Annotated in this window: 19 protein-coding genes; 4 read left to right on the forward strand and 15 right to left on the reverse strand. The window is 58.8% G+C overall.

The window, feature by feature from the left end:
• Positions 1 to 3: 3 nt before the first annotated feature.
• The 8 genes from tsaE to chvI form a co-directional block, all read right to left on the reverse strand.
• Positions 4 to 1521 (reverse strand): tRNA (adenosine(37)-N6)-threonylcarbamoyltransferase complex ATPase subunit type 1 TsaE, encoded by a 1518-nt coding sequence (tsaE, locus tag ACTJK5_RS20465; protein ID WP_440613119.1) that lies wholly within the window; start codon positions 1519 to 1521, stop codon positions 4 to 6.
• On the reverse strand, positions 1518 to 3998 hold the full coding sequence (locus tag ACTJK5_RS20470) for a sensor histidine kinase (RefSeq protein WP_333630485.1): 2481 nt from the start codon (positions 3996 to 3998) through the stop codon (positions 1518 to 1520). The genes tsaE and ACTJK5_RS20470 overlap by 4 nt, the downstream gene beginning before the upstream one ends.
• A gap of 309 nt (positions 3999 to 4307) precedes the next feature.
• On the reverse strand, positions 4308 to 5708 hold the full coding sequence (ahcY, locus tag ACTJK5_RS20475) for an adenosylhomocysteinase (protein ID WP_062424669.1): 1401 nt from the start codon (positions 5706 to 5708) through the stop codon (positions 4308 to 4310).
• A 130-nt stretch (positions 5709 to 5838) separates the two neighbouring features.
• A complete protein-coding gene (locus ACTJK5_RS20480; protein ID WP_062424668.1) occupies positions 5839 to 6114 on the reverse strand; it encodes an HPr family phosphocarrier protein in 276 nt (91 codons plus the stop codon).
• A gap of 14 nt (positions 6115 to 6128) precedes the next feature.
• Positions 6129 to 6530: a PTS sugar transporter subunit IIA gene (locus ACTJK5_RS20485; RefSeq protein ID WP_062424667.1), complete on the reverse strand. Its 402-nt coding sequence runs from the start codon at positions 6528 to 6530 to the stop codon at positions 6129 to 6131.
• A 146-nt stretch (positions 6531 to 6676) separates the two neighbouring features.
• Entirely contained in the window at positions 6677 to 7141 is a 465-nt protein-coding gene (locus ACTJK5_RS20490; RefSeq protein WP_062444617.1) for an HPr kinase/phosphorylase, read from the reverse strand.
• Positions 7131 to 8921, reverse strand: coding sequence for a sensor histidine kinase (locus ACTJK5_RS20495; protein ID WP_062444619.1), 1791 nt, complete (start codon positions 8919 to 8921; stop codon positions 7131 to 7133). Before ACTJK5_RS20495 ends, ACTJK5_RS20490 begins: the two co-directional genes overlap by 11 nt.
• Positions 8922 to 8963: 42 nt before the next feature.
• Positions 8964 to 9689 carry a two-component system response regulator ChvI gene (chvI, locus tag ACTJK5_RS20500; RefSeq protein WP_062444621.1) on the reverse strand — a complete coding sequence of 242 codons (726 nt, stop codon included), beginning with the start codon at positions 9687 to 9689 and terminating at the stop codon, positions 8964 to 8966.
• Positions 9690 to 10029: 340 nt separating this feature from the next.
• Between chvI and ACTJK5_RS20505 the strand changes: the two genes are divergently transcribed.
• Entirely contained in the window at positions 10030 to 11640 is a 1611-nt protein-coding gene (locus tag ACTJK5_RS20505; RefSeq protein WP_440613120.1) for a phosphoenolpyruvate carboxykinase, read from the forward strand.
• A gap of 207 nt (positions 11641 to 11847) precedes the next feature.
• Positions 11848 to 12282: an alternative ribosome rescue aminoacyl-tRNA hydrolase ArfB gene (gene arfB / locus ACTJK5_RS20510; protein WP_313057208.1), complete on the forward strand. Its 435-nt coding sequence runs from the start codon at positions 11848 to 11850 to the stop codon at positions 12280 to 12282.
• A 40-nt stretch (positions 12283 to 12322) separates the two neighbouring features.
• Here the strand turns inward: arfB and coaA are convergent, their stop codons facing one another.
• The 7 genes from coaA to hisB form a co-directional block, all read right to left on the reverse strand.
• On the reverse strand, positions 12323 to 13315 hold the full coding sequence (coaA, locus tag ACTJK5_RS20515) for a type I pantothenate kinase (protein WP_186330281.1): 993 nt from the start codon (positions 13313 to 13315) through the stop codon (positions 12323 to 12325).
• Positions 13316 to 13320: 5 nt separating this feature from the next.
• Positions 13321 to 13644, reverse strand: coding sequence for a phosphoribosyl-ATP diphosphatase (locus ACTJK5_RS20520; RefSeq protein WP_153312636.1), 324 nt, complete (start codon positions 13642 to 13644; stop codon positions 13321 to 13323).
• A 20-nt stretch (positions 13645 to 13664) separates the two neighbouring features.
• Entirely contained in the window at positions 13665 to 14441 is a 777-nt protein-coding gene (gene hisF, locus ACTJK5_RS20525) for an imidazole glycerol phosphate synthase subunit HisF (RefSeq protein ID WP_153312637.1), read from the reverse strand.
• Positions 14438 to 15172 (reverse strand): 1-(5-phosphoribosyl)-5-[(5-phosphoribosylamino)methylideneamino]imidazole-4-carboxamide isomerase, encoded by a 735-nt coding sequence (gene hisA / locus ACTJK5_RS20530; RefSeq protein ID WP_440613121.1) that lies wholly within the window; start codon positions 15170 to 15172, stop codon positions 14438 to 14440. The genes hisF and hisA overlap by 4 nt, the downstream gene beginning before the upstream one ends.
• A gap of 1 nt (position 15173) precedes the next feature.
• Positions 15174 to 15824, reverse strand: a complete 651-nt coding sequence (gene hisH / locus ACTJK5_RS20535; RefSeq protein WP_440613122.1) for an imidazole glycerol phosphate synthase subunit HisH — start codon at positions 15822 to 15824, stop codon at positions 15174 to 15176.
• 1 nt (position 15825) lies between these two features.
• On the reverse strand, positions 15826 to 16314 hold the full coding sequence (locus tag ACTJK5_RS20540) for a DUF2628 domain-containing protein (RefSeq protein ID WP_440613123.1): 489 nt from the start codon (positions 16312 to 16314) through the stop codon (positions 15826 to 15828).
• A gap of 61 nt (positions 16315 to 16375) precedes the next feature.
• Positions 16376 to 16972, reverse strand: a complete 597-nt coding sequence (hisB, locus tag ACTJK5_RS20545; RefSeq protein WP_062424656.1) for an imidazoleglycerol-phosphate dehydratase HisB — start codon at positions 16970 to 16972, stop codon at positions 16376 to 16378.
• 213 nt (positions 16973 to 17185) lie between these two features.
• Here hisB and hslV point away from each other — a divergent pair, with 213 nt between their 5' ends.
• Positions 17186 to 17710, forward strand: coding sequence for an ATP-dependent protease subunit HslV (hslV, locus tag ACTJK5_RS20550; protein ID WP_062444634.1), 525 nt, complete (start codon positions 17186 to 17188; stop codon positions 17708 to 17710).
• Between the two features lie 78 nt (positions 17711 to 17788).
• The gene (gene hslU, locus ACTJK5_RS20555; protein WP_062444636.1) at positions 17789 to 19096 is read left to right on the forward strand and encodes an ATP-dependent protease ATPase subunit HslU; all 1308 of its coding nucleotides are present in this window, start codon (positions 17789 to 17791) and stop codon (positions 19094 to 19096) included.
• Positions 19097 to 19257: the final 161 nt, after the last annotated feature.

Here is a 19257-nt window from a genome sequence, read left to right on the forward strand (position 1 = left end):
GCTTTACTGAGAGTTGAGGTCTATGCCCGCCCGCGCAAACCAGTCCCGCAGCGGCGCAAGGTCGGGATGCTCGAGCGCGGCGCGCATATAGGTGAAGGTACGCGGCATATGCTTCATATAGCCCGGCTTGCCATCGCGTTTCAAAAGCCGAACCCACGCGCCGACCAGCTTGCAATTGCGTTGCGCCGCCATGATGGCGAAGGCTTTGAGAAATACCTCTTCATCGAAGGCAGGGTTCTTTCGGCGGGTATCGAAGTACCGCTCCATCATTCGCGCCTGCAGTTCAGGCGGGATGGTTACTCGCGCATCCTGCACCAGAGATGCCAGATCATAGGCCGTTGGGCCGATCATCGCATCTTGGAAGTCGATGATGCCCACTTGCTGCGGCGCTGGTTTGTCCTGCTGCCAGATGATGTTCGGCGAGTGGAAGTCGCGCAAGACGAGACCGGTTTCCACATCGGCAAGCTTTCCGATCAACTGATCCCAGACGGCGAAAAAATCCTGCCGCTTGTCATCGTCGGTCGGCTTGCCGTCATGCATGTGGGGCAGATACCAGTCCAGCAGCAACGAGGTCTCGATCTTCATTGCATCGGCATCGAAGCGCGGAATCTCGTAGCGACCACCATCCGGCAGGTCGATCGTTGCAGGCATCGACTTTTCATGCAGCGCCGCCAGACAGGCAGCGCTTTCGATGTAGCGCTCCTCAATGGGCGCACCATTGGCATCCAGAACGCCTGCGCGTCCCATATCGCTCAAAAGCAGGATGCCTTCATCCATGTCACGCGCCAGGATTTCCGGCAGCGCGAAGCCTTCGCTTCGGAGATGGAGATCAAGAGCAACGAAGGGCTCGACCGTGCGGGCAAGATGCACGATCTCCGAATAGGATTTGCCATCGTGAAGAGCGGGGCCGGGGGGCTGGGGCTGCCAGTCCATCAACAGATATTGGCTGTCGTCATCGCGCACCAGTTCATAGGTGCGATAGGCGGCGTCACCACTGAAATAGCGCCGCGTTGCACTCGCCTTGCCGTTCCGCTCCAGAAAGCGGCGAATGGCGAAGACCCGTTCAAGACGCTCGATATGACGCCGGGATGCTTCGATCACAGCACGCCGACCGTCTCCCTCATGTGTCAGGCGCAGCAGGATGGTCGATGCCTTCGGCAGCACATCGCTTGCCATCTCCGGCCACTCGATCAGGCACACGCCGTCCGACAGCATCTCGTCGATGCCGAGTTCATCCAGCTCCGACACGTCGGAGAGGCGATAGAGATCGAGATGCGCGACTGGAAAGCGAAGCGCGTAGGATTGGACGATGGTAAATGTCGGGCTCGGTACTTCGAGTTCCGCATCGTCGGCGATTGCCCGGATCAAAGCCCGCGCCAAGGTCGATTTTCCAGCCCCAAGATCGCCCACCAGCGCAACGGCATCGCCCGGCTTGACGGCAAGCGCCAGCTCCTCGCCAAGCCGGATCGTCTCGGCCTCATTTGCAAGGAAAAGCGAGAGGGAAAGCGTCTCGTCACTCATTCGGCAGCAATGGACTGCGGCTGGTCGTGCGAAGGAATGCGGCAGGTCACGACCGTGCCTTCACCGGGGCGGCTGTCGAGTGTGACCGTGCCCTGATGCAGGCTGACGAAGCTCTCGACGATCGAGAGACCGAGGCCAGCGCCTGTGCGTCGGCCGCCTTGGCCACGTGTCGAGAAGCGATCGAAGACCGTCTTCAGCATGTCTTCTGGAATGCCCGGGCCTTGATCTGCAACCGAAAAGACGAAATCGCCTTCGCTTCTCTGGCAGGTCAGGCGGATCGCCGCCCCTTCGGGCGAGAAGTTGACCGCATTGGTGAGAAGCTTCAGCAGGATCTGCTTCAGCCGCTGGTGATCGGCAACGATAGAACCAAGATGCGCAGGCGCAACGATCTCGAGCGAAACGCCGCTTTCCTGCAGACGATCGGTGATCTGCACCGCCACATCGTCGAGAAGCTCATTCAGATCGTTCTCGGCGTAATTCAGATGCATGATGCCAGCATCGACGGTTGCCAGATCGAGAATGTCATTGACGATGGTTAGCAGCACCGACGACGAGGTCGAAATATGGTCGAGATACTCGGCCTGACGATCGTTCAGTTCGCCCATGCCGGGTGTCTTCAGAAGATCGGTAAAGCCGATGATATTGGTCAGCGGCGAACGCAGTTCATAAGACACGTGCTGGACGAAGTCGTTCTTCAGCTCGTCTGCCTTGCGCAACGCCTCGTTCTTTTCCTTCAAGGCCCGCTCGGCGCGAACACTGTCGGTCATGTTGACGAAGGTCAGCATGGTCTGCGCGTCGGGCAGCGGGATCACGGCATAATCGAGCACAAGACCAGAAAGAAGTTCTAGCGTTCCCTGCTTCGAAGGACGCTCGTCGTCGAAACTGGTGATGAATTGCGCAAAAGCACGCCAGCCATCCGGCTTCTCGTAGGATTGGGCGCAGACCGCTTCGATGGAGCGAATGTGCTTGCCGGCTTCGGCCTCTTCTGCCGTGATCGCCCAGAGTGCGCGGAATGCGGGGTTAGACAGGCGAATACGCCCGTCGGCACCAAACACCGCCACGCCTTCTGCCAGGTGATCGATGGTCTCGCCCTGAACCTTGACCAGCGTGTTGTAACGCATCTGGAGATCGACCTGTTCGGTCAGGTTCTCGAACACCCAGGTCGCGCCACCTTGCGGATGCGCGGTGGCAATCACACGCAGCGTCTGCCCGTTCGGCAGGTGCCAGAGATCGGTCTTGGTATCGAGCGCGCGATAGACGGAGAGAGCGGTTTCTTTCCAGCTCTTCCAGCTGAGTTGCTCCGGCAGCTTTCCGGCACTGCGCAAACGATCGAGAAGCTCGGAATTGCCGGGCTTCGATTCTAGGAATACCAGATCGAGGCCCCATAGGCGTGCGAAAGCCTGATTGTAGAACTGCAGGCGCTGCTCGCCGTCGAAGATGGCGACGGGCGTTCCCAGATGATCGAGCGTTTCCGCGTGGCTTTTCAGCGTGCGTTTCAACTCTTCGCGGATGGTTTCCGCATCGGAAGCATCGATTGCGATACCAGCAGAGCCGCTCGGCGTCTTGATATCGACCACATCGAAGAATGTGCGGTTGCCGGAAACCACCGTGGAGATCCGGTCATGATAGGGCGATTCCGGCGTGGCCGTGGCCCTAATCTTCTGCCGGGTCACGGTGTTCAGCAATTCGCGCTGTTCGTTGACGGCCTGCTGCGGCGTCGTCGCATCGACGGCAATCGCATAGGCGTGGTTCACCCAGATGAGCGCGCCTTCGTTGTTTCGGCGCCACGCAGGCTGCTCGATGGAATCGAGAAGCTCCTGGAAGGTGGACATGGAAGAAAGCAGGCGCTCGCGCTCCACTCTCAACTCCGCCAATTCGGCGCGCATATTATTCAGCGCAATGAAACGGGCGAATGCCTTGCCGCCGGACACGCGTCCCTGAACCTCGATGACTTCTCCGCGCTGCGTTTCGATCGTCAGATCGAAACTCTGCGCCTGGCTGCGCAGCAGCTCGATAGCCTTTTCCAGCGGTGCTGCGGACGTGGGGCGCAGCCAGCGGCCAAAGGCCAGAAAGTCGGAATCGGCAGCCGGCACGCCGGTTTCGGGCGGCAACTGGCCGACGAATTCAGGACGTTCGCCGGTATCTTCCCAGATGACGATCCGGCGTGACTTGTCGGAAATCAGCGCCTCGTATTTGGAAATCTTGTTCTGCGCTTCGGAGAGGGCCGTGCGGTATTCATTGACCTCGGCTTCGATGTTCCCGCGCTGGCGCACCAGCCAGACGATGGAAAACAGGGTTGCGGAGACGACGCCGATGAAGATCGAATAGGCGATGGTCTCGCTGGATGAGAACAGGCGTGCACTTCTTTGGAGGAGCGCGCCATCCTGAGCCTCGGCAACAGTCGCAAAGCCGCTGAGTGCCGTTCCAGCCATCAGCGCGGAGACCGCGCAAATCTTTTGGCGCAGGGCGCCTGCCATGGTGGTCAGAGAGCCGCGCAATCGTTCAAGAACGGGCGCCTCGTCGCTGCCCGTCTCCACGTTCTTTTTCGCCCGCTGCCGCGAGTTCGCTTTTTTTACCGACATCCCCGGTCTGTCTCCGTCCTATGTGCCGCATCTTCGACAAGACATCCCATTTTCGCACGGGCATCCGCCCACACGAATCAAGTCTTCAGACAATACCGTCTCAGCAAATTTCCGGGAAGGGCGGCGCCCAAAAAGAAATCGCGGACTTTGTCAAGTCCGCGATGCCTAGATGTGGTGTAATTGATGTGGATATTAACTATGAAATCAATATCTGTAGTGTTCTGCCTTGAACGGACCCGTTTTCGAGACGCCGATATAATCTGCCTGCGTGTCGGAAAGTTCGGTCAGCTTCACGCCGAGCTTCTCAAGGTGAAGGCGCGCGACCTTTTCATCAAGGTGCTTCGGCAGCACGTAAACGTCGTTCTTGTACTCGCCCTGCTTGGTGAAGAGTTCAATCTGGCCGAGCACCTGGTTGGTGAACGAGGCCGACATGACGAAGGAAGGGTGACCGGTCGCATTGCCGAGGTTCAGCAGGCGGCCTTCCGACAGAAGGATCATGCGGTTGCCCTTGGCGAACTCGATCATGTCGACCTGCGGCTTGATATTGGTCCACTTCAGGTTCTTCAGCGAAGCGACCTGAATTTCGTTGTCGAAGTGACCGATATTGCCGACAATCGCCATGTCCTTCATCTCGCGCATATGCTCGATGCGGATGACGTCCTTGTTGCCGGTGGTGGTGATGAAGATGTCTGCCGAAGACACGACGTCTTCCAGGCGAACGACTTCGAAACCGTCCATGGCGGCCTGAAGCGCGCAGATCGGATCGATTTCGGTGACCTTGACGCGGGCGCCAGCGCCCTGAAGCGAAGCAGCGGAACCCTTGCCGACATCGCCGTAACCGCAGACGACGGCAACCTTGCCGGCCATCATCACGTCGGTGGCGCGACGGATACCGTCAACCAGCGATTCCTTGCAGCCGTACTTGTTGTCGAACTTCGACTTGGTGACGCTGTCATTGACGTTGATTGCTGGGAAGGGGAGAAGACCCTTCTTGCTGAGGTCATAGAGACGATGAACACCTGTCGTGGTTTCTTCGGTCACGCCCTTGATCGCGTCGCGCTGCTTGGTGAACCAGCCTGGCGAAGCCTGAAGGCGCTTCTTGATCTGTGCGACAAGAATTTCTTCTTCTTCCGAGCCTGGGTTCGACAGAACGTCTTCGCCAGCTTCGGCGCGTGCACCGAGCAGGATGTACATGGTGGCGTCGCCACCGTCATCCAGGATCATGTTGGAGAGACCACCATCGGTCCACTGGAAGATCTTGTCGGTGTATTCCCAATATTCGGTCAGGCTCTCACCCTTAACCGCGAAGACCGGAATGCCGGCGGCCGCGATGGCTGCAGCAGCGTGATCCTGCGTCGAGAAGATGTTGCAGGAAGCCCAGCGGATATCGGCGCCGAGTTCCTTCAGGGTTTCGATCAGAACGGCCGTCTGGATCGTCATGTGGAGCGAACCGGAGATGCGCGCGCCCTTCAGCGGCTTGCTCTGACCGAATTCGCTGCGGCAGGACATCAGGCCCGGCATTTCGGTTTCGGCAATGTCCAGTTCCTTGCGGCCGTAATCGGCAAGGTTGATATCCGCGACGATGTAGTCTTTGTCAGCGCTCATAAAGATCTCCTGCTCAAAAATGGCAGGGACCCGTGCCGCTGCCTTGCAATTCAGGCTGCGGTTCTAACAGGCAATCGCCGATCTGGCAATAATCATATAAAGAAGTCTTTATGTCTTTATATGATGGTTATCAAAGTTCTTCGCCGAACCGGTCCGCAACCAGCGCCTCGAGTGCTGCAAGCGCTTCTTCCGCCTGATTGCCGCTTGCTTCGACAAAAACCGTGCATCCGGGGCTTGCCGCCAGCATCATCAGACCCATGATCGAGGTGCCGCCGACTGTCATACCATCCTTCGAAACGCTGATGGCTGCGTCGAACTTTTCCACCATCTGCACGAATTTTGCAGAGGCGCGCGCGTGCAGGCCGCGCTTGTTGACGATCAGCAGTTCCTTCGACAGTGAGGACATGAAGCGTGTTCTTCTTATTTGCCGCTGAGAACGCGGCTGGCGACGTTGATATATTTGCGACCGGCATCGGAAGACTCCTGCAGAGCCTTGTCCATGTTGTCCTCGCTGCGAATACCGGCAAGCTTGATCAACATGGGAAGATTGACGCCGGCAATCACTTCAACGGTGCCGCTGCTCATCACCGAGATGGCGAGGTTGGACGGCGTTCCGCCAAACATGTCTGTGAGGATGATGACGCCATTGCCGTCATTGGCGCGTGTCACGGCATCGATGATATCCTGCCGACGCTGATCCATGTCGTCCTCGGGACCAATCGATACGGTCTCGATCAACTTCTGAGGACCGACCACATGCTCTACCGCGTGACGAAATTCCTCAGCCAGCTTGCCATGAGTGACAAGCACTAGTCCGATCATGAAATGCTCCCTTACACACGCACTTTGCCACCTGGACTTGCGTCTGGTGTGCCGCCCTATCGCAATGCCGCAAACCTGTCCATCGGTGGGACGACATCTTGATGAGGAAAATGGGAAGCGCAAGCCCCCAAACAGGGGATTTTTGTTCACTTTCCCTTGGCTTTGAACAGATTTTGAGCAAGTGCAGCAAATTTTCCATAGGGCGTGATGCTGGAAAGCGGAATCCGGATGAGCGGTAGCCTGTTGCCGGTCGGCAAATCCAGCCATTCATCCTTCGGCGGGAGGCGAGGGGATTGCGGGTGTGCAACAGGCGTTATCGCATAGTCGATCGTCGCCGATTTGATGCTCTGAAGTTCGACGATGCCGCTGCCGCGCAATTCTAGGAGCCCGGCAATGCTCCCCGGTCGTTCGACAAGAACGCGTCCATCTTGAGACGACATCAGAACCTGATCGTCTGCCACCAGCGCCGCCGGCAGGCCGCAACGCTGTGCCTCTGTCAGGAAGCTGAAGGCAAGCTCGCTCTTGCCGCTGCCGGAGGGACCGACGAACAGCATCCCCGTTTCGTCAATGACGATCGCAGTTGCATGGTAGTTGATGCGGTCAGCGCTCATGCGTCGGGGCGGCAGGAAGCGACAGGGTGAAGCGGGCGCCGGAGATCACACCATATTTGTCGATGATGTTTTCCGCCTTCAGCGTACCGCCATGCGCCTCGGCAATCTGGCGGCTGATCGAGAGGCCAAGACCGGAGTTCTGGCCGAAACCTTCGCTCGCCGGGCGGTCGGTATAGAAGCGCTCAAAAATACGGTCGATATCTTCAGCCTGGATGCCGGGACCATTGTCCTCGACGCGGACCAGGCAGCGATCCTTGTGCCGCAGCAGGTGCACGAAGATGCGCCCGCCGTCCTGCGAAACAAAGGAGCGGGCGTTTTCGATCAGGTTGGTGACGATCTGGCCGAGACGGAGGTCATGACCGTTGACCACATAGCTGGTCTTCACGCCCGGCTTGTGGTCGGCCACATAATCGATCGTAACCGTTTTCTTCTTGCTGGAAATCTGTCGCGAGATTTCGACAAGGCCATTCAGCAAGACCTCGAGATCGACGGGCGAGGAATCGGCGCGCGCCAGTTCCGCGTCGAGGCGGGATGCGTCGGAAATGTCGCTGATCAGGCGGTCGAGACGGCGAACATCGTGGAAGATGATTTCGGTGAGGCGCTGCTTGGATTCTTCCGTCTTCGCACGCGGCAGCGTTTCCACCGCGCTGCGCAGCGAGGTCAACGGGTTCTTCAACTCGTGGCTGACATCGGCCGCAAAACTCTCGATGGCGTCGATCCGGTCGTAAAGCGCATTGGTCATTTCGCGAAGGGCAATGGAGAGGTTGCCGATTTCGTCCTGACGCGCGGAGAAGTCCGGAATTTCCTCACGCGCCTTGGCGCCACGGCGCACGCGGATCGCGGCGGCCGAAAGACGGCGGAGCGGTGTGGCAATGGTGGAGGAAAGAAGCAGCGACAGAACGATGTTGACCAGCGTCGCAATGCCGAAGACGCGCATGATCGCCAGACGTTCCGCATGGACGATCTTGTCGATATCGCCGGCCTGTGTCGATAGCAGCAGAACGCCAAGCACCGCTCGGAAGCGTTGCACCGGAACGGCCACCGAGACGATCAGCTCACCCTTTTCCGTGACGCGCACGACAGCGCCGCGAACACCCGTCAGCGCATTCATCACTTCCGGATAGATCGATCCGTCGCCGCCCGGCGTTTCCTTATAAAGCGGCAGGCTGCTTGGCTGCAGCATGCGGTTGAACAGGCTGGCAAACCATTCACCCCAGGTCTGGGTTTCAGGGGTCACCGGCGGCAGGTCGTAGCGCAGAACTTGCCCGCGTGAATAAAGATGCCGGGAATCGAGAAGCAGGTTTGCATCTGCGTCAAAGAGACGGGCGCGGGTGCGGGTCGGGGAAATCAGGCGGCGAAGGACCGGGGCGACACGCTCCGGATTGATCGGGAAGCTCAGGTCCTCATCGTTCGGCACCGGCGTGATGCTCTGGCCCGCCTGCAACTCCAGCAACTTTTCCGGATTGATGGTGATCGAATTGGTATCGACCGAAGCCGAGGCGGAGATCGCACCGGCGATGATTTCGCCCTGCGTCAGCAGGCTTTCGACGCGCGCATCGATGAGCCCTTCGCGAAACTGGTTGAGGTAGAGAATACCACCGACCAGAACCACCGTCGCCGCGACGTTGAAGAAGAGAATGCGGCGCGTCAGGCTGGAAAAGACGGCATTGCCGAAAATACGCCGGACGATCGTCAGCGGATGAATCCGGTGCCGCCGACCGCTCTCACGGTCGTCGGCATCGGATGTGTCCGATGCGCTATCCTGCGTTTTGTTCAGCACGTGCGTTCCTCAGCCCCGCTTATGCGGCGTCATTATGCGGCCTCACGCCGCTTCGCGGAAGCGATAACCCACACCGTAAAGCGTTTCAATCATGTCGAAGTCGTTGTCGACCAGCTTGAACTTCTTGCGCAGGCGCTTGATGTGGCTGTCGATGGTGCGGTCGTCGACATAGACCTGCTCGTCATAGGCGGCGTCCATCAGCGCATCGCGGCTTTTGACGACGCCTGGGCGCTGTGCCAGCGAGTGCAGGATCAGGAATTCGGTGACGGTCAGTGTCACCGGCTCGCCCTTCCAGGTGCAGGTGTGGCGCTCCTGGTCCATGGCAAGCTGTCCGCGTTCCAGCGTTCTGGCGGCCTGATCGGCTGCGATCTTCATGGGGCTTGCGCCGGTCGCCGCTGCTTCACGGCTGCTGGCGCGGCGCAGGATCGCCTTGACGCGCTCCACCAGAAGGCGCTGCGAAAACGGCTTGGTGATGAAATCGTCGGCGCCCATCTTCAAGCCGAACAGCTCGTCGATTTCCTCATCCTTGGAGGTGAGGAAGATGACGGGAAGGTCCGACTTCTGCCGAAGGCGACGCAACAGTTCCATGCCGTCCATGCGTGGCATCTTGATATCGAAGATCGCCAGTTGCGGCGGGCGCGCAATCAGCCCGTCAAGGGCGGAGGCGCCGTCGGTATACGTTTCGACCTTATAGCCTTCCGCTTCGAGCGCGATCGACACCGATGTCAGGATATTACGGTCGTCGTCTACAAGCGCAATCGTCTGCATTAAATTGGTCTCCGTCGTCATTTGCAATCTATGCTCCCGACATTCACCCCAGCCTAGGTTGTGCGCCGCGAACACGTCTCATGAGTATAAAGGTGGAACAAATTGTGGCAAAGGCCAAGCCCTGCGATTGGAGAGCTTTGCAGCAGGATATTCCAGCAGAGACTAAGAGTCCGGATTTGCAGCGTGGCTAAACCGATTTAAAAAGGAATAAAATCTTTTAAATCGATTAATATATTGAAATTGTTGAATATTTTTCGTGCGGTATCTTGCCAATCCTGTTTGTTGCCGTTAGCTTCACTGAAAATTTGAACGGCTCGCATTCAGAAAAAGGGAACGCGCCATGAAAGAACTCGGAGTACACAATCCAGAAAACGGAGTGGCTGCACTCGGTCTGGGCGGAGCCGCTGTCGTACATTACAACCTCATCGAGAGTGAGTTGTACGAAGAATCGATCCGCAACGGCGAGGCGGACATCACCGTCGACGGCGCTCTGCGCGCCGTCACCGGTCAGCATACCGGCCGTTCTCCGAAGGACAAATTCGTGGTGCGCGATGCCCACACGGAAAATGCGATCTGGTGGGACAACAACAAGCCGCTGTCGCCTGAGCATTTCGAAATCCTGCACAAGGATATGCTCGCGCATGCCGCCGGCAAGAAACTCTACGTTCAGGATCTCGTCGGCGGTGCCGATGAAGAAAATGCGCTGCCGACCCGCGTCGTTACCGAGCTTGCCTGGCACGGCCTCTTCATTCGCAACCTGCTGATCCGCCCGGCGCGCGAGAAGCTTGGCTCCTTTAAGCAGAAGCTCACCATCATCAACCTGCCAAGCTTCAAGGCTGATCCTGCCCGTCACGGCGTGCGCACCGAAACGGTCATCGCCTGCGATCTGACCAAGGGTATCGTCCTCATTGGCGGCACATCCTATGCCGGCGAGAACAAGAAGTCGGTCTTCACCGTTCTCAACTACCTGCTGCCTGCCAAGGGCGTCATGCCGATGCACTGCTCGGCCAATGTCGGCCCGGATGGTGATGCCGCTGTCTTCTTCGGCCTGTCCGGCACCGGCAAGACCACGCTGTCTGCCGATCCCGCCCGCACGCTGATCGGCGACGATGAGCATGGCTGGGGCGAAGACGGCATCTTCAATTTCGAAGGCGGCTGCTACGCCAAGGCGATCAAGTTGTCGGCGGAAGCTGAGCCTGAAATCTACGCGGCAACCCGTCGCTTCGGCACGGTTCTGGAAAATGTCGTTCTCGACGAAAACCGCGTTCCGGATTTCAACGACAATTCGCTGACGGAAAATACGCGTAGCGCTTACCCGCTGCACTTCATTCCCAACGCCTCGAAGACCGGCCTTGCAGGTCATCCGAAGACGATCATCATGCTGACCGCCGATGCCTTCGGCGTGCTGCCGCCGATCGCGCGTCTGACGCCGGAACAGGCCATGTACCACTTCCTCTCCGGCTACACCGCCAAGGTCGCCGGCACGGAAAAGGGCGTGACCGAGCCGGAAGCAACATTCTCGACCTGCTTCGGCGCTCCCTTCATGCCGCGTCATCCGACGGAATACGGCAACCTGCTGCGTGATCTGATTGCACAGCATGGTGTGGATTGCTGGCTGGTCAACACCGGCTGGACCGGCGGTGCCTATGGCATTGGCAAGCGCATGCCGATCAAGGCCACCCGCGCGCTTCTGACCGCTGCACTGACCGGCGAGCTGAAGAACGCCCAGTTCCGCACCGACGCCAATTTCGGCTTTGCCGTACCGACTTCGCTCGAAGGCATCGACAACAGCATCCTCGACCCACGCTCGACCTGGGCCGATGGCGCTGCCTACGACGCGCAAGCCAAGAAGCTGGTCAACATGTTCGTCACGAACTTCACCAAGTTCGAAGACCACGTCGACAGCACCGTCCGCGACGCGGCTCCTGGCCTCCTGGCTGCCGCCGAATAAGCGGTCGATCTCTTCAAAATACGAAACCCGGCCTCGTGCCGGGTTTTTCGTTCGAAAAAGCACGATGCGCAGATTTAAAGAAGATAGAGCGTCCTTTGTGCGTCTAAACGGACTCACGGCGCTCTATCAGTTCTTTCCGGCGCTGGAAGCCTTCTCAACTGTTTTCATTCCACCGCATCTGTGGCATCACGCCTGCCGGAGAATGACATGGCAAGCGCGCCCCTTTACATCAGCAGCAGAATAACGATTGCCGGATGGGAACTGACGGAGCAATTCGTGCTGGCTGGCGGGCCGGGCGGACAGAATGTCAACAAGGTCTCCACCGCGGTTCAGCTCTTCTTCAACATCACGGCTTCTCCGGCGCTCTCGGATCGGATCAAGACCAATCTCGTCAAGTTTGGTGGGCGGCGAGTCTCGAAAGAAGGCGTGCTGATGATCGAGGCAAGTCAGTTCCGCACTCAGGAGCGGAACCGGGAAGACGCGCGGGAGCGGCTGAAAGAACTGATCCTCAAGGCAGCCGAGCCGCCGCCGCCGCCGCGCAAGGCCACAAAGCCGACAAAAGGCTCTGTTGAGCGGCGACTGAAAGCAAAATCAGGCCGCTCGGATATCAAGAAGATGCGTGGCAAGCCGGGACAGGATTAACAGCTTTGGCCGGGAAACGCTCTCGGTGCCGTCTCCAGGCTTAGAGCTTCCTCAGCGCCACCATGTCGATCAGATGGTTCTGGCCCTTTCTTAGGATGAGATCGGCACGCGGTCTCGTCGGTACGATGTTTTCGCGCAGGTTCTTGAGGTTGATATTCTCCCAAAGCCCTTCTGCGATCGCGAGCGCCGCAGTTTCCGAAATCGACGCATACCGATTGAAGTAGGATGTCGGGTCGCGGAAGGCCGTCTTGCGCAGGTTCATGAAGCGGTTGACGTACCAGTTATGGATGATCGTCTCGTCCGCATCGATATAGATCGAAAAATCGAAGAAGTCGGACACCATCGGCACGATGCGCCCGCCGGCCGGCAGGTTGCGCGCCTGCAGCACGTTGATGCCTTCGAAAATCAGGATGTCGGGCCGATCGACATTGGTGAACTCGCTGGGCAGGACGTCGTAGACCAGGTGCGAGTAGCGGGGCGCCTGGACGTTCGGCTGGCCCGCCTTGATGGCGGAAAGGAAGCGTAAAAGCGCGCCGATATCGTAGCTTTCCGGAAAGCCCTTGCGCTCCATGAGGTTCTCACGTCGCAGCACCTCGTTCGGGTAGAGAAACCCGTCCGTGGTGATGAGATCGACCTTTGGGCTGGAAGGCCAGCGCGCCAGAAGCTCTTTCAGAATACGCGCCGTGGTGGATTTTCCGACCGCCACAGAGCCCGCAATGCCGATGACGAAAGGCGTCTTGTTGACGTGTTCCATGTTGAGGAAGCGGTTGCGCTGTTCGAAGAGCAGTTGCGACGCTTCCACATGGGACGAGAGCAGTCGCGAGAGCGACAGGTAGATCCGCCGAACCTCGTCGAGATCGATCGGGTCATCAAGCGATCGGAGGCGTTTCACCTCGTCGGCGGACAGCGTCAGGGGCGTATCGGCGCGAAACTTCGACCACTCTTCCGAACTGAAGAAGTGATAGGGCGAGTATTCATCCGGCCTGAAATGATCGAGCGTCGTTGGCATGCCTTGCTCCCCCCTGCGTGCCATCGTCGTCATGATTGCGGCCTTGATGCCTTTTCCTGCAATCCGGACTGACCCGTCCGTCTCTCCAACTCCGCAAAGACATCGGAGAGAGGGATATCGGCGATCTTGAGGACCACGAGAAGATGATAAAGCAGATCGGCTGCCTCGTCCGTCAGGTTCTTGCGATCCTGCGAGACCGCCGCGATCACCGTTTCGACCGCCTCTTCGCCGAGCTTCTTGGCCGCCTTGGCTTGGCCGGCGGCAAAAAGTTTGGCCGTCCAGGATTGATCAGGCGATGCGCTGGCGCGTTCGGCAACGATGCGCTCGAGATCGGAAAGGGAAAACCCGCTCATGCCGCTTGTCCTTTCAAAAATCAGTCGAGACGCATGGCAATGCCATGATCGGCCATATAGGCCTTGGCTTGCCCGATCGTATAGGTGCCGAAGTGGAAGATCGACGCCGCCAGAACCGCTGTCGCATGGCCTTCCTTCACGCCCGCCACCAGATCGTCCAGATTTCCGACACCGCCGGAAGCGATAACCGGAACACGGACCTGATCGGCAATGGTGCAGGTCAGCGCAATGTCATAGCCGCTCTTCGTGCCGTCGCGATCCATGGAGGTAATCAGCAATTCGCCGGCACCACGCTCCACCATCTTGACGGCAAATTCCACCGCATCAATGCCTGTCGGCTGGCGTCCGCCATGGGTAAAGATTTCCCAGCGATCGGCTTCGTCGCTGGCCGACACCTTCTTGGCATCGATGGAGACAACGATGCACTGATTGCCGAACTTATCCGCCGCCTGGGCGACAAAATCCGGGTCTTTGACCGCTGCCGAATTGATCGACACTTTGTCGGCACCGCAGAGCAGAAGCTTGCGAATATCCGACACGGCACGAACGCCGCCCCCCACCGTCACCGGCATGAAGCAGTGATCGGCGGTGCGTGACACCACATCGAAAATCGTTTCGCGATTGTCGGAAGAGGCGGTGATGTCGAGAAAGCAAAGCTCATCGGCACCGGCCGCATCATAGGCTTTCGCCGCCTCGACCGGATCGCCGGCATCGATCAGATCGACGAAGTTCACGCCCTTGACGACGCGACCGTCTTTGACGTCAAGGCAGGGGATAATGCGTGCTTTCAGTGTCATGCCCGTGCCTCCTTGATCAGCGCCAGTGCCTCTGCCGGATCGATGCGACCGTCATAGAGCGCGCGCCCGGAAATGGCGCCTTCCAGCTTCGCCGCATCCGGCTCCAGCATGCGCTTGATATCGTCGATGGAGGCAAGCCCGCCGGATGCGATCACCGGGATGGACACCGCATTGGCAAGCTCGAGTGTCGAGGCCCAGTTGATCCCGGCCAGAATGCCGTCACGGTCGATATCGGTGTAGATGATCGCGGCAACGCCTGCCCCTTCGAAGCGCTTGGCAAGCTCGATCACGCCAAGTTCGGAGGCTTCCGCCCAGCCTTCGACCGCAACCTTGCCGCCCTTGGCATCGATTCCCACGGCAACCTGGCCGGGGAAGCGCTTGCAAGCTTCCAGAACCAGCACCGGATCGCGCACCGCAACGGTGCCGAGGATGACGCGCGCGAGACCGCGGCTCAGCCAGGCCTCGATATGCTCCAGCGTGCGAATACCGCCGCCCAGTTGCACCGGGTTCCTGGTGGATTTCAAAATGGTGTCGACCGCCTCGCCATTGACGGTCTGGCCGGCAAAGGCGCCGTTCAGATCCACCACATGCAGCCACTCGAAGCCCTGGTCCTCAAAGGCCTTGGCCTGCGCGCCGGGATCGGTGTTGTAGACGGTGGCCTGGTCCATATCGCCGAGTTTCAGGCGAACGCACTGGCCGTCCTTGAGGTCGATTGCGGGAAAAAGGATCATGTCAGGGCTTCCAGCGGAGGAAATTCGAAATGAGGGCAAGACCAAGTGTCTGGCTCTTTTCCGGATGGAACTGAGCGCCAGCCATGTTGTCGCGCCCAACGAAGGCGGTCATCGCGCCACCGTAATTGGTGGTGGCGATCACGTCATTCCGGTGCTTCGCTGCCAGATGGTAGGAATGGACGAAATAGGCGTGCAAGCCGTCGGGTCCGGTCTTGATGCCGTCGAAGAGCGGGTGAGGGCGGTGCAGCTCCAGCGTATTCCAGCCGATCTGCGGAATTTTGAGAGCCGGATCCGATGGCGTCATCTCCACCACATCGCCTTCGATCCAGCCGAGCCCCTCGGTCACTGTCTTCTCAAGGCCGCGGGAGGACATGAGCTGCATACCGACGCAGACGCCGAGGAAGGGATGACCCTTCTTCTCCACCACATTGATCAGCGCTTCATGCATGCCCGTCACCGCACCCAATCCGGCGCGGCAATCGGCATAGGCGCCGACACCTGGCAGCACGATACGGTCTGCAGACGCCACGCTTTCAGGCTTGTCGGTCAGGTCGATTGTCGCGTCGATGCCGGCTTCCCGCGCCGCGCGCTCGAACGCCTTTGTCGCAGATCGAAGGTTGCCGGAGCCATAATCGATAATTGCCACACGCATATCAGCGCCTTCCATTCAAATCGAATTGAAACGAGCCCGCGGGATCGTTCGTCATGAAGCCGCCCACCCGATCACGGGTCTTCCACTCAGGCTGCGACACCGTCATATGCGCATCGTCCTGTTCGGGCAGGTTCGAAAAATACATCTCTTCCGCCGTCGAAAGATCGCGTGCCACGATGACGTCCTTCAGCGTCCAGCCCTTGGCGATCAAATGGCGCTGAAGCAGGTTGCGACCTTCGAATCCGGCTATCAACCCTGCCGTGATGGTGAATAGGAGGCCCACTATGCCGAGGCCATCGAGCCTCGACACCTGACCTGCCGCGAGCTGCAGAATGACGAAGGAGGCAGCAATCCACCACATGCGATGGATGGCAAACCAGAGCCACGGAAACAAAAGAGCAAGCCACGAAAATCTGTCCGCGATGAAGCGAGTGGTGCGGTGATCCCTGTCGGGCCCGCCCGGCGCTTCCAGAACAAGATAAGATGTCATTGGCGTTCCTGACGACGTTCAGAGCCGCACCGGTCTCGGTTGCTCTTCATGTTTCACCGGATCAGGCCAGCATACCCTTCGTTGAAGGAATGCGACCTGCCTGCCTGGGATCGATTTCGGTGGCGCTGCGCAATACGCGCGCAACCGCCTTGAAGCACGTCTCGGCGATATGATGGTTGTTGGCGCCGTAGTGGTTGAGAATATGCAGCGTGATCCCGGCATTCTGCGCCAGCGCCTGGAAGAATTCGCGCACCAGTTCCGTATCGAATGTACCGATCTTCGGTGCGGAGAACTGCACGTTCCAGACCAGGAAGGGGCGGCCGGAGATATCGACGGCAGCCTTCGTCATCGTCTCGTCCATGGCAAGGTCGAGCGAGGCATAACGGGTGATGCCCTTGCGGTCGCCCAAGGCCTTGGCGATCGCCTGGCCGATGGCAATGCCGGTATCTTCGACCGTGTGGTGATCGTCGATATGAAGGTCGCCCTTCACGTCGATCTCCATGTCGATCAGCGAATGGCGGCTCAGCTGGTCCAGCATATGATCGAAAAAGCCGACGCCTGTCGAAATTTTCGCCGTACCCGTTCCATCGATATTCACGCGGACCGAGACGGAGGTCTCGTTGGTCTTGCGGGAAATCTCGGCTGTGCGCTCTGCCATTGCGGCTGCTCCTTGGACAATCTGGCCGTTCCTTACCAGCCTGCACCTCAAATATCCAGTCATTCCATCGTCTTGTGAGTGCCGCCTGGCTGCTACGGTTAAGCAAGATTGCAATCGGCAAAACGGGACTTACATAATTTGCGAAAAGGACCGCAGCCGATCAGCGGTTCGATAGCTTTAGATGCAAGGCCCGGATGGGCAGACAGGTGCTTTATGACAACAATCATTACAGTGAGAAAGGGCGGCAAGGTCGTCATGGCCGGCGACGGACAGGTCAGCCTTGGCCAGACCGTGATGAAGGGCAACGCCCGCAAGGTACGTCGCATCGGCAAGGGCGAAGTGATCGCCGGTTTTGCCGGTGCCACGGCAGACGCCTTCACCCTTCTCGACCGGCTGGAAAAGAAGCTGGAGCAATATCAAGGCCAGCTGATGCGCGCCGCGGTCGAACTCGCCAAGGATTGGCGAACAGACAAATATCTGCGCAATCTCGAAGCCATGATGCTCGTCGCCGACAAGTCGATCACCCTTGCCATCACTGGCAATGGCGATGTTCTGGAACCCGAACATGGCGCAATCGCTATCGGCTCTGGCGGCAACTACGCCTTTGCCGCGGCACGTGCCTTGATGGATTCGGATAAGTCAGCCGAAGAGGTTGCCCGTCAGGCGCTCGATATCGCCGCGGATATCTGCGTCTACACCAACCACAATCTCGTCATTGAAACGTTGGACGCTGAATAAGCGCACGGATCACCAAACCATGGTTCCTGCGGGCCGGGCCGTCTTGGCTGGCCGCAACAGGAAGCCGAAAGGATCGAAATGACCACTTTTTCTCCCCGGGAGATCGTCTCGGAACTGGACCGCTACATCATCGGTCAGCACGATGCCAAGCGCGCGGTCGCCATTGCGCTTCGTAACCGCTGGCGCCGCCAGCAGCTCGATGAGAGCCTGCGCGACGAGGTTATGCCGAAGAACATTCTGATGATTGGACCGACCGGTGTCGGCAAGACCGAAATTTCAAGACGCCTGGCAAAGCTCGCCGGTGCCCCTTTCATCAAGGTGGAAGCGACGAAATTTACCGAAGTCGGCTATGTCGGCCGGGATGTCGAACAGATCATCCGCGATCTGGTCGAGATCGGTATCGGCCTTGTGCGCGAAAAGATGCGTGCTGAGGTCCAGGCCAAGGCCCATGCCAGCGCCGAGGAGCGCGTTCTTGACGCTCTCGTCGGGCAGACCGCGTCGCCCGCCACCCGTGACAGCTTCCGCAAGAAGCTGCGCGATGGCGAACTCGACAAGAAGGAAATCGATATCGAGGTCGCCGATACCGGCTCCGGCATGCCCGGCTTCGAGATCCCCGGCATGCCGGGCGCCAATATCGGCGTGCTCAACCTGTCTGAAATGTTCGGCAAGGCCATGGGCGGGCGCACCAAGAAGGTCCGCACCTCGGTGGAGAAATCCTATGCCGAACTGATTCGCGACGAGTCCGACAAGCTTCTGGACAACGAGCAAATCCAGCGCGAAGCGGTCAAATCGGTCGAAAATGATGGCATCGTCTTCCTCGACGAAATCGACAAGATCGCCGCCCGCGATGGTGGCATGGGTGCCGGCGTCTCTCGTGAAGGCGTGCAGCGCGATCTCCTGCCGCTGGTCGAAGGCACCACGGTCTCGACGAAATATGGACCGGTAAAGACGGATCACATCCTCTTCATCGCCTCCGGCGCCTTCCATGTGGCAAAGCCCTCCGATCTTCTGCCTGAACTTCAGGGCCGCCTGCCTATCCGCGTGGAGCTGAAGCCGCTGACAAAGGAAGACTTCCGCCGCATTCTGACCGAAACCGAAGCGAGCCTGATCCGCCAGTATAAGGCGCTGATGGCAACCGAAGAACTCGATCTGGATTTCACCGACGATGCCATCGATGCATTGGCCGACGTGGCGGTCCACCTCAATTCATCGGTCGAAAACATCGGTGCGCGCCGTCTGCAAACGGTCATGGAGCGTGTTCTCGACGAAATCTCCTTCAACGCGCCCGATCGCGGCGGCTCGTCAGTCAAGATCGATGACGCCTACGTCAAGGAACATGTGGGCGATATCGCCGCCGACACGGATCTGTCGCGCTACATTCTTTAAGGCAGACCCGAGAAGAAGTTTCAAAAATTAGAGTGAGTGCGGCAAATCTTGCCGCACTCTTATTTTACCGGCCTTCTCTCGACATGTGGCATCGCTTTTCGTTAATGAATGTCCAAAGTCGATCCTCTGGATTACTCCGGCAAGAGAGCCGGCAAGAGAAA

The organism is Agrobacterium sp. 22094, from assembly GCF_052046015.1.
GTDB classification, from domain to species: Bacteria; Pseudomonadota; Alphaproteobacteria; order Rhizobiales; family Rhizobiaceae; genus Agrobacterium; species Agrobacterium cavarae.

Bases quoted from the DNA above. Each gene is read 5' to 3' on its own strand.
- hisA (WP_440613121.1), bottom strand. From the start codon at position 15,172: ATGATCCTTTTTCCCGCAATCGACCTCAAGGACGGCCAGTGCGTTCGC.
- arfB (WP_313057208.1), top strand. From the start codon at position 11,848: ATGGCAAGCGCGCCCCTTTACATCAGCAGCAGAATAACGATTGCCGGA.
- ACTJK5_RS20480 (WP_062424668.1), bottom strand. From the start codon at position 6,114: ATGTCCTCACTGTCGAAGGAACTGCTGATCGTCAACAAGCGCGGCCTG.
- hslV (WP_062444634.1), top strand. From the start codon at position 17,186: ATGACAACAATCATTACAGTGAGAAAGGGCGGCAAGGTCGTCATGGCC.
- hslU (WP_062444636.1), top strand. From the start codon at position 17,789: ATGACCACTTTTTCTCCCCGGGAGATCGTCTCGGAACTGGACCGCTAC.
- coaA (WP_186330281.1), bottom strand. From the start codon at position 13,315: ATGGCACGCAGGGGGGAGCAAGGCATGCCAACGACGCTCGATCATTTC.
- ACTJK5_RS20520 (WP_153312636.1), bottom strand. From the start codon at position 13,644: ATGAGCGGGTTTTCCCTTTCCGATCTCGAGCGCATCGTTGCCGAACGC.
- ahcY (WP_062424669.1), bottom strand. From the start codon at position 5,708: ATGAGCGCTGACAAAGACTACATCGTCGCGGATATCAACCTTGCCGAT.
- ACTJK5_RS20470 (WP_333630485.1), bottom strand. From the start codon at position 3,998: ATGGCAGGCGCCCTGCGCCAAAAGATTTGCGCGGTCTCCGCGCTGATG.
- hisF (WP_153312637.1), bottom strand. From the start codon at position 14,441: ATGACACTGAAAGCACGCATTATCCCCTGCCTTGACGTCAAAGACGGT.
- chvI (WP_062444621.1), bottom strand. From the start codon at position 9,689: ATGCAGACGATTGCGCTTGTAGACGACGACCGTAATATCCTGACATCG.
- ACTJK5_RS20540 (WP_440613123.1), bottom strand. From the start codon at position 16,314: ATGACATCTTATCTTGTTCTGGAAGCGCCGGGCGGGCCCGACAGGGAT.
- ACTJK5_RS20485 (WP_062424667.1), bottom strand. From the start codon at position 6,530: ATGATCGGACTAGTGCTTGTCACTCATGGCAAGCTGGCTGAGGAATTT.
- hisH (WP_440613122.1), bottom strand. From the start codon at position 15,824: ATGCGTGTGGCAATTATCGATTATGGCTCCGGCAACCTTCGATCTGCG.
- ACTJK5_RS20505 (WP_440613120.1), top strand. From the start codon at position 10,030: ATGAAAGAACTCGGAGTACACAATCCAGAAAACGGAGTGGCTGCACTC.
- tsaE (WP_440613119.1), bottom strand. From the start codon at position 1,521: ATGAGTGACGAGACGCTTTCCCTCTCGCTTTTCCTTGCAAATGAGGCC.
- hisB (WP_062424656.1), bottom strand. From the start codon at position 16,972: ATGGCAGAGCGCACAGCCGAGATTTCCCGCAAGACCAACGAGACCTCC.
- ACTJK5_RS20490 (WP_062444617.1), bottom strand. From the start codon at position 7,141: ATGAGCGCTGACCGCATCAACTACCATGCAACTGCGATCGTCATTGAC.